Genomic DNA, 12652 nt, shown 5'->3' with positions numbered 1-12652 from the left:
TCAAATAACCCTTTTTAATCTGAACTTAATCTTGAGTTTTTCACCATCACGCAAAATCTTGCATTTGATTTTTTTCCCATCCTTCGACTGTAGTAAGCTGTAAATTTCTGATAGGGTATGAGACCTGAGGCTTCTGCCGTTTATTGATTTGATTATATCTCCTTCTCTAATGTCAGCCTGAAATGCTGGTCCTCCTTTATCTACGTTCACTACTTTGAGTGTATCCAGGCTTGGACCTATGGCATTGAGTGCCATTCCACTCATGTCAAACTCAAAAGGATCTTTGTGCTTATCACTCTTTGTGAGATAGATTTTTTCGGAGGCATAATCAAATGTGACATTAAATCTGTTGAGGAGCTCACCACCAAACGTACCCACACGTGCCCCACGCTTTATTAGCTTATTATACGCTCCTTCGAAAGGTGCTGAAACGAGCATTTTGTTGAAGTCAAAACAATTTATCGTTACTGAGTCCATCCTGCCAACATGACCGGGTATTTCTCCCGCAATACCTCTTCCTAGTCTTGTGGTAATTGTCTTTTCAGGTAAATCCACGCCATCGAGGTAATTATAGTCAATAAGCGCTGCGTGGCTTGCTCCCGTATCAATCATAATATCCAGATTCGCTTTTTTCCCATCCTGAGTAATGGATGCGTTAATAAATGGTTTGGTTCCACGAATGGAGATTGGTACTTCAACGGAGCGTCTGTTTTTTTTGAATTTCGCAGGGTTATATAGTGTTATGACATTATCATCATAATTAATATCTACGATAAACCTGGAAAAAATGTCATAGCCAATGATCCCATGTACATCATCCCCAAGGTTTTCTGATAGCTTTAGATAGTCTTCTTTCAGGACCAGCATGCTCATATTATGCCCGATTACACCACCTGGAAGACTAAACGTAACTTCATTGGCAATATATGCTTCTACTGAATCTACCAAACCTGGCCCATCGATTGTTATTTCACGGATGTAGTTTACATCCAGAATGTCGGCATATAGCTTTTCGGTAAGGATTGCGTTTTCAACCCCTGTATCCAATATGAACTTAAGTGTAAGGAATCGATTTATTGTAATTGGAATAATGATAAGATTGTTGTGCTGCTCGAAAGGGAATTCTATTTTACGGACGTCCTCAGGCATCTTGAAGCCAAACTCCTTTTGACCGGAGGCTGTAGAATACAAGCATGTATTAAGCAGTAGAATGAATGCGACCAGACTTACTATCGGGTTTCTCATATAAAAGTCTCTTACGTAATGAATTACACTCATCTAACAACACGGATAAAATCCAACCCTTATTTGAGTAATATAAATTAGTCAAACAGGTCTTTAATGTCGCCTTGTGATAGACTTTTTATGAAACTTTCTTCTACCGTGATTAAATCGGAGGCTAATTTTTGCTTGTGCTCCTGCAGTTTTATGATTTTTTCTTCGATTGTATCCTTACTCACAAACTTGTAAGCAAATACTTTTTTGGTTTGTCCTATTCTATGAGCTCGATCAATTGCCTGAGCTTCAACTGCAGGGTTCCACCAAGGATCAAGTAAAAACACATAGTCAGCTTTCGTCAAATTTAAACCTGTTCCTCCGGCTTTCAGAGAAATTAGAAAAATGGATACTTCCGGGTCATTTTGGAATCGCTCTACCTGTTGCTTTCTGTCTTTCGTAGACCCATCAAGGTAAGAGTAGGGCATTCCCTGGTTGTTGAGGTACTCAGAAACGATTTTTAGGTGTTTCACAAACTGACTGAAGATTAATACTTTGTGTCCTTTCGAAACGGAATTCTCAATCATATAAGTAACCTCCTCCAGCTTTCCAGACCCATCTTCATATTCCGGATCTACCATCAGCGGGTGGTTGGCAACTTGTCTAAGCTGGGTTAATCCCTGAAGGAGCACCATGTGAGATTTTCCAATACCGTCATTCTCAATAACATCCATGATTTTACTTCGAAAGGCATTTTTTTCCTTTTCATAGTACTCACGTTGCTTATCTGACATGGTGCAGAATCTAACGTTAACAACCTTTTCAGGAAGGTCATCTGCCACCTGACTTTTTTCTCTTCTCAGAAGAAATGGCTTTATTAGTGAATTGAGCTTTTTCGTTTTTTGCTCATCCCGTTTCTTTTCAATAGGCTTTAGGTATTCTTTTTTGAAGTAACTCTCGTTACCCAAAAGACCAGGATTGACAAAGCTCATTTGAGACCAAAGATCCAGTGTGCTATTTTCAATAGGTGTACCGGTTAAGATTAGCTTTCTTCTGGATTTAAGCTCCTTCACCTTTTTAGAGATGAGCGAGTCTGGGTTTTTTATGGCTTGCGACTCATCCAGGATGATATAATTGAAATAAAATTCTCCCAGAATATCAGCATCAACGCGAGTGGTGCCATAACTGGTGATCACGATATCATACTTCCCAAAGCGGTCACTCTTCTTTACCCGATTAATACCGGTATAGTTAAGGATCTTCAGTCCCGGAGTAAATTTTTTGGCTTCCATTTCCCAGTTGTATAATAAGGATGTTGGCATTATCAGCAAACTGGTACTATCAGGAGTTTCATTTTTCTGATGCTGAAGCAATGTAAGTGCCTGGATGGTTTTACCTAAACCCATGTCATCTGCAAGGCAGCCACCAAAGTTGTAATCCTCCAAAAACCTAAGCCAGTTGTAACCTGCAAGCTGATAAGGGCGGAGGTTTCCTTGAAAGTGCTGAGGGACGGAATAATCCTCCATTTTATCAAATGTGAGTAGCTTTTCCAGCTTACGATCCATGGTTACTTTGGCCAGATCACCTTCCTTCAGTTCCTGCACCAGAGATACATGTATCTTGTCGAGTGTGATGCCTTTATCTGTTTGAGAAGAAAAAGCAAAGAGATCTTTATAGCGCGAGATCCAGGACTCAGGAATTACACCGATCTCTCCATTTGGAAGCATAATTTCAGTCTTACCCTTTAATATGCACTTACGAATTTCTTCAAATGGTATTTCGAATTTGCCAAATCTTATTTTAGCTTTTAGGTCGAACCAATCAACTCCTTCACTTACTTCAAGATCGATGGTAGACTCACCAACGAAAAACTTCTTTCCCTGCTGATTTTGAGTGATAATGAAGTCTTGAAGGAGATCACTGTTTTGACCGATCCAGTCGAATGCCATAGTTTTTGGCAAAGTCACACGTGAGTTTCTGAGCTCAAGGCCTTTGGTAGCGAGTTGTTCAATAATTCCCTTTTCACCTTCATGGTCACGACTAATGCGATGGAAAGTGTAATTATCTGCTTGTTTTTCCATTGACACACTCACCTTACTCAGCTTATCTGCGTTGAAATTGTGCTTTCCATAATCAAACGAAAGTTCCAGCAGCAGCTTGTCATTCTCAACTGTTGCAGCATTACCATTATCATCAAAAAGTGAAGCGTTTCGACTGGTTTGAAGCTCACTTACCGTGATTTTTGGCGTTGGTGTAGGCTTATGTGTTACTATGTCGAATCCCTTTGCGTAAACATCAAACTCTGAGATAAGTGGACCTACAAATTTCTTGTAGTAGGTCTCCTCAATATCTTTAGGGATGAGAATGAACTTCTTTTTAAGAAAAGGTTTGAGCTTGCCCCCACTTACCGGTTTTTGAAAAGTAAATAATCGTTCATTTGCAACAAGCCATGCGGGTTCGCTACACAAGAGATAGCTGCCATTATTTAGGAAATCAACTTTTTCACCTTGCAGCTTGATGGTAGGAAAATAGTGTGTATTGTCCTCGTTTTTCCTGAAGTGAAACAGGATTGTAGCTTTTTCATCTACGACCTCTATCTCTTTCCATGCAGGCTCACCATCTTTACCCATTTCAAACAGGCGCTTCCCCGCAATAAGTGAAAGAATCTGAGACCTCCGTCTTTCGATATAAGCATCTATTTCACGTTGTAAAAGCTTGTCGCCGGTTTCTTTATCATAGGTTTTTAGAAAGAATTCTTCTGGCTTTTGTCTCTTTTTCTGAAAGTGATGTGCGACATGATCCTGCTGAATTTCATCCATTAACTTGATGATCTTGAAATCGTTTTCATCAAGTTTAGAACTGAATTCTTTCGCATTCTTGGCTGAAATATTTTGATGAGAATAGCTTAACTCTCCCTTGTCATTCAGTTGTACAACAAAGGACTCAATTAGATATCCCAGGTACTCATGATCATAGAGCGAGTAGATAAGTTCAAATGGCTGGTCAGGTGATACTTTCACAGATTTTAGAAATCAGATAAACTTCGAAAATAGTAAAAATTCGATAGCGAAACACGAATAAACATGGAAGAGTTTATCTACTGCAATGTTTGAGTAGAAAAAGATTTGCTTGCTTTGATAGCCGGTTGAATAGAAGCAAGAATGGTTATCAGAATTACGGCGATTACTGTAAGTAGTATGTCAGTCACTTCTATTTTCACTGGATAACTGTTTATTACAGCTGTATCCATACCCATTCCCACTAATCCAAAATGCTGCTGCAATAAGCTTAATGATATACCTAATATTAGCCCCACCCCTGCACCTGAAAAGGCAACAATGCTGCCCTCATAAAGGAAAATATTCCGAATAAGCTTAGTGGAAGCTCCTTGGGCAAAGAGTATTGAAATATCTTTTTTCTTTTCAATCACCAGCATGGTAAGAGAGAAGAAGATATTAATGGAGGCAATGCCAATGATTGCTACCAAAATCAAAAACACGAACAACTTTTCGATTTTTAGAACCTTATAGAGATCACTGTGAAGTTCCTCACCCAACTTTACTTTGAATTGCTCACCTAAGTTGGCCTGAATTTGCTTTTTAACTGTAGCAGGATCACGATCTTCCTGTAGATAGACATCATAAGAAGTTAGTTTATTTCCATAGTTCAACAGATCCTTTGCAAACTCGACTGGAACAAACACATAATTGTCATCATAATATTTTTCTATTGCGAAAATTCCCCCTGGGATAATGTTAAGTAGATTGTACATCCGCGATGGATTCACAACGCCAGGAGCGATATCTTTTGGATAGTACATCTGAAGTGTGTAAAAGTCGTTTTTGAGGCTCAATGAAAGGTCATACTGAACCCCTCTGCCTATCAAGGCGTACCCGATGCTATCTCTGACCAGTGGAAATTCACCAGCTACCATCACATTTTTGATTCCGCTGTATTTATCAAAATCACGGCTTACTCCTTTCATTCGAACCAGGCGTTGAGACTCCTTATACTCTACTAGTACATTATCTTCAATGACTTCAGATACTCCTAAAATGCCATCGACCGAACGAATCTTAGCTAGATGGTCCGAATTCGATTCAAAAGATTTTCCATAAGTGGGTGTAATTACAATATCTGGATCAAAATTGCCATACATGGATCGAAGCAAACCTTCCAAGCCATTAAAAACAGACAATGCAATAATCAAGCACATCGTGCCAATAGAAACCACCACCATGGAAATTATGGAAATGACATTGATGAAATTTTTCTTTTTTCCGGATAGAAAATATTTCCTTGCTATGAAAAAGGGAAAATTCATTCTTTTTCAGGTGGAATGTCCAACTTGTTAATAATGACATCCATCTTAGAGGCTTTTTCTTCGGTATCGTCGTGGAAAAACGCGATCTCTGGAACTATCCTGGCCCGATCACCTATTTTTTTACCGAGCTTAAGTCGAATTTCACTCTTGATTTTCTCCAGATTTTTAAAAACGTCTTCAGCCTTGTTGATGGGGAATATGCTGAGATATACTCTGGCAAGACCTAGATCAGGAGAGACATTTACCTCCGTGATTGTACCTAGTGATGATCCAAAATAATAATTTGGATCCTTTTGAAATATTTCAGCCAGGTCTTTTTGTAGTTGTTTACCGTATTTTATCTGCCGCTTGCTTTCCATGTTACAAATATCCTAAGATAATCTTTAAGTGGTTTGAGCAAATACTCTAATTTCGAACGTAATCTTACATTCCATACGAAATAGCACCTAATTGTTACGATTTTTTAGAATAAATGACCCTTACAGACTCGTGATCATCTTTGTACTGATGGTGATTGTACGGTTAGTACAAGGATATTTTATTGAAGGCCAGTCTTACTATGAGCTAAAATGGCTTTTGCTTGGAGAGTGGCTAAACCAGGGGTTCAAAATGTATGATGAAACGTACGATTACACCGGACCAATTGCTGTCTTTATTTACAAATACCTTTTCTGGATTTTCGGACGAACTTCATTCATCCACTATGGGTTTAGTTCAATTGTTATCATTTTTCAGGCAGGCATTTTCAATCAGCTATTGCTAAAGAATAAGGCCTATGATGAAAATGGTTATCTACCTGCATTTCTTTATATGATTCTAATGGTTTCTGTACCGGACTTCATGGCACTATCGCCGCAGCTGCTTAGTCTGACTTTCATCTTATTAGCCTTAAGAAATGTGTTAAGGAGAATCGATAATCAGGTGACGGATGAATTGTTCTTGAATTCTGGCATCTATATTGGTATTGCGACCATGATCTACCTACCATCTATGGTGTTTTTCCTTGTCTTTCTGTTTGCATTAATATTGTTTTCAACTGCGGTTACAAGAAGGCTATTACTTTATTTGTTTAGTTTTTTGCTCGCTTTTTCTCTTTGTGGTCTTTATTTCTATTGGAGTGGTGGGTTTTGGAATTTTGTCGATAGCTACCTGGTACAAAATCTTTTGATGAATACAGAATCCGTATTATCAGCGACAGACATCTTTGTCATTTGTGTTGGCTTCTTCTTGATTTTTATTTTATCAGTTTTCAAAACATGGTCATCTGCCCGACTGACAAACTTCCAACAAAAAATACAGCAAGTGATCTGGCTCATGTTTTTAGGAGGTATTGCTACCTTCTTTTTGTCCAATGAGAAATCACTTCATGAACTAGTTTTTGTGATTCCTGTAATTGCATATTTCTGGACCCATTATTTTATTTTATTAAAAAGGCGAATATTCAAATTCTTAATGCCTTTGTTACTTGTTTTTGGGCTTCTGACGTTCAGTATTTATTCATATTCGAATATTTACAATGAACTCAAAGTTGTACACAACGAAACTCAAGAATCACCCACCATGATACTTGGTGCTAACCTTTCTTATTACACCGGATCGAAGGTTCTTACCCCATGTTTCAATACGCACCTTACGAATAAGGCATTAAAGGGACTTGATTACTATAACTCGGCAAGTAACTTTTATCAATTATTTCTACGGGCGAATCCGGAAATAATCATTGATGAAATAGGGATAATGCCAAAAATCACACGGCGATTTCCTAAGATAGAAGAAACCTACAAAGTAGTAGGTCAGGACATGTACAGAAAAATCAACAATTGATTTTGTCTACCCTACGCTCGTGTCTACCGCCTTCAAATTCAGTGGTTACAAATGTATCCACCAGACTTTCAGCATATTCGTAAGCAACAAATCGTGCTGGGAGGCAAATGATATTCGCATTATTGTGTTGTCTGGCCAGTGCTGCTAATTCAGTATTCCAGCAAAGAGCAGCACGGATGTTTACATGCTTGTTAGCAGTCATTGCTACCCCATTTCCACTTCCACAAATCAAAATCCCAAGTTGAAAGTCTCCGGCTGTGATTGACTGAGCTAGCGGATGAACATGATCGGGATAATCGACAGAATCTTCTGTTTTCGGTCCGAAATCCCGAAGGGTATGTCCCGCATCTTGCAGATGTTTTATGAGTCGCTCTTTATATTGAAATCCGGCATGATCGCCACCTATTGCTATGTTCATGTCTATGTTTTTTGTCTGGCTTCTCTTCTTTCTATTCGTTTGGCTATTACTATACTCATTTGGTATAGCATCATAAGCGGTAACGCAATTAAAATCTGACTAAATGGATCAGGAGGCGTTACAATAGCTCCGAGTACCAAAATTACAATGATTGCATGTTTTCTATAAGCTTTCATAAGTGATGAGCTCACAATGCCTGCTTTGGTAAGAAAATAAACAATAACTGGAAGCTGAAAGAGAACACCACATCCAAATACGATCATGGTGACAGTACTGATATATGAAGAGAGGTCAAATAAGTTTTGTAAAGATGGGTCTACCTGATATGTGGAAAAAAATCGAACTGAAATAGGTGCTATTAAAAAGTAGCCAAACATTACCCCCATTGCAAAAAGTATGCTTACTGAGAATGTAGCTCCTCTTGAGGCTCTTCTTTCCTGAGGTCTTAACCCAGGCTTTATAAATCGCCATATTTCCCAAAACAAATATGGGAACCCTACCACCAGGCCAACGATGAAAGAAACCGACACATGAGTCATAAACTGGCTGCTCAATTTTCGGCTCACCAATTCAAATGACAAAGTATCTATGCAAAGAGCAGGAGTGTTAATAAGCTCAGCCAGCTGACATAGCTTTTGATAGGTCCAGAAATCTGTTCGTGACGGTCCTAAAATGACTGTACCGACAACAAAATCTTTGGCAATAAATGCTGCAATTGCTACTATAATGATTGCAATCAGTGAACGGATGATATGCCACCTTAATTCCTCGAGGTGATCGAGGAAGGACATCTCCTTTTCATCCGACATCTGATCAAGTGGCATATTTAACCCTTAAATAATGGAAATTCAGACATCCATTTATTGACCTGACTTTTTATCTCAGCGATTTTTTTGTCATCGTCTTTATTGGTGATTACAGCGTCTATCAATTCTACAATCTTAACCATGTCAGATTCCATCATGCCACGTGTTGTTACCGCTGGTGTTCCAATTCGCATCCCTGAAGTGACAAACGGACTCTTATCATCAAAAGGTACCATGTTTTTGTTTACAGTAATGTCTGCTTTTATAAGCGCATTTTCAGCATCTTTCCCTGTGATATCCTTCGTTCTAAGGTCAATCAACATTAGGTGATTATCTGTGCCGCCCGAGATCACATTGTATCCTTTATTTACAAAAGCATCAGCCATGACAGCTGCATTTTTCTTTACCCTGAGTAGGTAATCCATGTACTCATCTGATAGCGCTTCGCCAAAGGCCACTGCCTTAGCGGCAATAATATGCTCAAGCGGTCCACCCTGTGTGCCGGGGAACACTCCCGAATCTAACAGGGAGCTTAGCTTTCTAACTACTCCTTTTGGAGTTGTGATTCCCCACGGGTTTTCAATGTCGTCACGCACAAGGATCATCCCCCCCCTGGGGCCTCTCAGAGTTTTGTGAGTAGTGGTTGTTACTACGTGACAATATTCAAGCGGATCGTTGAGTAAACCCCTCGCTATCATACCTGAAGGATGAGATACATCTGCGAGTAAAATAGCTCCAACTTCGTCTGCAACCTCTCTGAATCTAGCATAATCCCAATCGCGGCTGTATGCAGAAGCACCCGCTATGATCATTTTGGGTTTCTTTTCTTTGGCTACTTTTTCAAGGTGATCATAGTCAATTAAACCACTTTCTTTATCTACTCCATAGAAATTGGGTTTATAAAGTTTCCCTGAAAAGTTGACAGCAGAGCCATGTGTGAGGTGTCCACCATGTGAGAGGTCAAACCCAAGTATTTCATCACCTGCGTTTAGGCATGCGAGCATTACCGCGGCATTTGCCTGTGCTCCGGAGTGTGGTTGCACATTGGCCCAGGTTGCTCCGTACAATTCTTTGGCGCGCTCCCTTGCCAAATCTTCAATTTCATCAACTACTTCACAACCACCATAGTATCGCTTGCCAGGCAATCCTTCAGCGTACTTATTGGTGAGCACACTGCCGGCGGCTTCCTGCACCTGGGGAGAAACAATATTTTCTGAGGCTATCAGCTCTATTCCCTCGATCTGTCTCTTCTCTTCAGCCTTTATTAGGTCGAAAACTTTCTGATCTTTTTGCATTTGGCAAAAGTATATGAGACAGTTTATATCTTAGCTTTTATCGCAAGCTAAAATGGCCAAAACTAAAACAGTCTTTTTTTGTCAATCCTGTGGCACTGAGTCAGCCAAGTGGGTAGGGAAGTGTCCTTCTTGTGGCGAATGGAATACATATGTAGAGGAGGTTGTATCAAAATCAACTGCATCGGCTGCAGCGTTTACTTCTGAGAAGTCTAAACCTATCAATATAAAAGAGACTGGGAGTGGAGGAACTAAGGAGAGAACCAGCACTGGTATCCGCGAGCTGGACAGGGTCCTCGGGGGTGGTATTGTGGATGGATCACTTGTTCTTGTTGGTGGGGAGCCAGGCATTGGAAAATCCACTATCATGCTTCAGATGGCTATTAAGCTCAACAAAAAGATACTCTACGTGTCAGGAGAGGAGAGTGCTGAGCAGATAAAGATGCGAGCGGATAGAATAGGAACCACTTCGGATCAATGTTTTCTTTATGCTGAAACAAGTTTGTCAGAAGTGATCCGGCAGGCTGATGATATGGGGCCGGACATTATAATCATTGATTCTATACAGACCCTTCATTCAGATCGTATAGAAGCAGCGATCGGATCAATTTCACAGGTTAAAGAATGCACAGGCCAGCTGATGAAATTTGCCAAGCAAAAAGGTGTTCCGGTCTTTTTGATAGGGCATGTGAATAAAGATGGAGCAATTGCCGGTCCTAAAGTTTTAGAACACATGGTGGATACGGTGTTACAATTTGAGGGCGATCGTCACTTAACTTATCGCATTCTCCGTACCGTAAAAAATCGATTTGGTTCTACCTCTGAGCTGGGCATGTTTGAAATGAATGTGAATGGTTTGAGGGAAGTTACAAATCCATCTGAGGTGCTGATTTCACCTCGAGAGCCTGGTCTTAGTGGAATTAGTCTTGGTGTAACAGTTGAAGGGAATAGGCCACTCATTCTGGAAACACAGGCCTTGGTAAGCCCAACAAGCTACGGTAATCCACAGCGCAGCACAACCGGGTATGATTATAAACGAATGACTATGCTACTTGCAGTAATGGAAAAGCGGCTGGGCATTCGATTAAGCACTCAGGATGTTTTTTTGAATATTGCTGGTGGGTTGAAGGTGCAGGATACGGCACTCGATATGGCAATTTGCTCTGCCATTTTTAGCTCCTTTGAAGATGTTCCAATGGGTGACGATGTGTGCTTTGCAGCTGAAATAGGATTAGGAGGCGAGATTCGTCCGGTGAGTAGGATTGAGAATCGAATTAACGAAGCTCAAAAGTTAGGGTTTAAAGAGATTTACATTTCTAAGCATAACCTTAAAGCAAAAGATATTGGTCAGTTTAAAATCAAAGTCAGGTCTTTCTCAAAGTTGAGTGAGGCTTTTGGACAACTATTTTGAGATGGTCATGGAAGAAAAAAAGCCAACAATACTGTGCATGTTTTCAGGCGGGATAGATTCCACAGGCGTCCTTCATCAACTTATTACAGATGAAAAATATAAAGACCACCCGCTAATCGTTCATCACATCCACATCTTCAACAGAGAAAACCGAGCAAGAGCAGAGGCTATGGCTGTTAAGACCATACTTAGCTACTATAAAGAGAACACAGAGCGGCCCTTTTTGGTCACTGAGAGCACTTTCAATACTACTGGTTTTGCACCTTTAAAAGCCAATAGATTTCCTTTTGATATGGATGTATGTGCATTCATGGCCGGGAATATTTGTACAGCGCGTAAGGATGTAAAATCGGTTGCTATGGGAAGAACTAAAACAGACGTAGAGTCAGGAGGAGAAAATTTCATGGCCAGAATGAAACGAGCTCAAGCGATATTCAAAAGCGTTCTGGCTCTGGAAAAATCCGAGGCTCCCACATATATATTTCCGGTAGTAGAATTCACAAAACAAGAAGTTTGGGAGATGTTGCCTGCTGATGTGAGAAAAAATACCTGGTGGTGTAGAACTCCAATTTATATAGGAGATAAAGCTCAATCTTGTGGTAAATGTCATACCTGTAATGATGTAAAGAAGTTCTCAAGTGCAGAATTATGAGCAAATTTTCAATAGACGCGGTAAATCTTACCAGCTCGCCATGGAAAAGTATCCGCATGCCCGGGATGAGGAGTTTAAGACTGCCGTCAGAAAACTAATTCTAAAACCAAACAGCGCTGTTCTGGACATTCCTGCAGGTGGTGGGTATTTAGCTAGCTACTTATTAAATAAGAACGTTCACTATCTGGGATATGATTTTTCCGGAGAATTTGATGATAACCATACAGGAATAAGAAAGTGCAAAGAGGCTTCAATTGACCTTGAGAAAAACTCTGTTGATGAAGTAGTGAGTCTTGCGGCATTACATCATATTTCAGAAAGAGAAGCTTTCTATTCAGAAATGTATCGGGTACTTAAACCAGGAGGTCAATTGATCATAGGTGATGTTGCATCGGGGAGTAAGTTGGAATACTTTCTAAATGGGTTTCTTGATAGTTGGAACAGTATGGGGCATCAGGGGAAATTTCTTAAAGAATCAGATATCATTGAATTGCGACAATCAGGATTCAGAGTAGATAAGCAAGAGGAGGTTTATGCATGGCGCTTTGCAAATGCCAATGAGGCCATGGATTACTTTAGGTTACTTTTTTGTCTGGACCTTAATCCAACTGACCGGGAGTTATTGAAAGCTTTAAAAAATTTAGGAGTCAAAGAAGAAAATGGGTTTTCAGTAAGTTGGGGATTAACTTTTCTTATCTGTCAGAAGTAGT

General features: G+C 39.9%; 11 protein-coding genes. 4 read left to right on the top strand and 7 right to left on the bottom strand.

Features of this window, described 5'->3' with window-relative positions; genetic code table 11:
• From CHB71_RS00185 to rbfA, 4 genes are all read right to left on the bottom strand, one after another.
• On the bottom strand, positions 1-1278 hold the full coding sequence (locus CHB71_RS00185) for a PDZ domain-containing protein (RefSeq protein ID WP_089354860.1): 1278 nt from the start codon (positions 1276-1278) through the stop codon (positions 1-3).
• A 44-nt stretch (positions 1279-1322) separates the two neighbouring features.
• Positions 1323-4235: a DEAD/DEAH box helicase gene (locus CHB71_RS00180; RefSeq protein ID WP_089354859.1), complete on the bottom strand. Its 2913-nt coding sequence runs from the start codon at positions 4233-4235 to the stop codon at positions 1323-1325.
• A gap of 77 nt (positions 4236-4312) precedes the next feature.
• The gene (locus CHB71_RS00175; protein ID WP_089354858.1) at positions 4313-5539 is read right to left on the bottom strand and encodes an ABC transporter permease; all 1227 of its coding nucleotides are present in this window, start codon (positions 5537-5539) and stop codon (positions 4313-4315) included.
• Entirely contained in the window at positions 5536-5898 is a 363-nt protein-coding gene (gene rbfA / locus CHB71_RS00170; RefSeq protein WP_089354857.1) for a 30S ribosome-binding factor RbfA, read from the bottom strand. Before rbfA ends, CHB71_RS00175 begins: the two co-directional genes overlap by 4 nt.
• Before the next feature lie 130 nt (positions 5899-6028).
• Between rbfA and CHB71_RS00165 the strand changes: the two genes are divergently transcribed.
• Positions 6029-7363 carry a hypothetical protein gene (locus tag CHB71_RS00165; RefSeq protein WP_221406652.1) on the top strand — a complete coding sequence of 445 codons (1335 nt, stop codon included), beginning with the start codon at positions 6029-6031 and terminating at the stop codon, positions 7361-7363.
• Here the strand turns inward: CHB71_RS00165 and rpiB are convergent.
• Genes rpiB through glyA form a run of 3 tightly spaced genes read right to left on the bottom strand, consistent with a single transcriptional unit; the run spans position 7353 to position 9882 of the window.
• A complete protein-coding gene (gene rpiB / locus CHB71_RS00160; RefSeq protein WP_089354855.1) occupies positions 7353-7781 on the bottom strand; it encodes a ribose 5-phosphate isomerase B in 429 nt (142 codons plus the stop codon). The genes CHB71_RS00165 and rpiB overlap by 11 nt on opposite strands.
• Positions 7782-7783: 2 nt before the next feature.
• On the bottom strand, positions 7784-8605 hold the full coding sequence (gene tatC, locus CHB71_RS00155; protein ID WP_089354854.1) for a twin-arginine translocase subunit TatC: 822 nt from the start codon (positions 8603-8605) through the stop codon (positions 7784-7786).
• Between the two features lie 2 nt (positions 8606-8607).
• On the bottom strand, positions 8608-9882 hold the full coding sequence (gene glyA / locus CHB71_RS00150) for a serine hydroxymethyltransferase (RefSeq protein WP_089354853.1): 1275 nt from the start codon (positions 9880-9882) through the stop codon (positions 8608-8610).
• A gap of 52 nt (positions 9883-9934) precedes the next feature.
• Here glyA and radA point away from each other — a divergent pair, with 52 nt between their 5' ends.
• From radA to CHB71_RS00135, 3 genes are read left to right on the top strand one after another with little or no spacing between them, the layout of a single operon-like run.
• On the top strand, positions 9935-11290 hold the full coding sequence (gene radA, locus CHB71_RS00145) for a DNA repair protein RadA (protein WP_089354852.1): 1356 nt from the start codon (positions 9935-9937) through the stop codon (positions 11288-11290).
• Between the two features lie 7 nt (positions 11291-11297).
• Positions 11298-11942, top strand: a complete 645-nt coding sequence (locus tag CHB71_RS00140) for an adenine nucleotide alpha hydrolase family protein (RefSeq protein ID WP_179213263.1) — start codon at positions 11298-11300, stop codon at positions 11940-11942.
• Positions 11929-12651, top strand: a complete 723-nt coding sequence (locus tag CHB71_RS00135; protein WP_262485917.1) for a class I SAM-dependent methyltransferase — start codon at positions 11929-11931, stop codon at positions 12649-12651. Before CHB71_RS00140 ends, CHB71_RS00135 begins: the two co-directional genes overlap by 14 nt.
• Position 12652 lies beyond the last annotated feature (1 nt).

It is taken from the genome of Ekhidna lutea, from assembly GCF_900188325.1.
In the GTDB taxonomy this organism is placed as follows: domain Bacteria; phylum Bacteroidota; class Bacteroidia; order Cytophagales; family Cyclobacteriaceae; genus Ekhidna; species Ekhidna lutea.
This window is presented reverse-complemented; position numbering and strand designations above follow the sequence as displayed.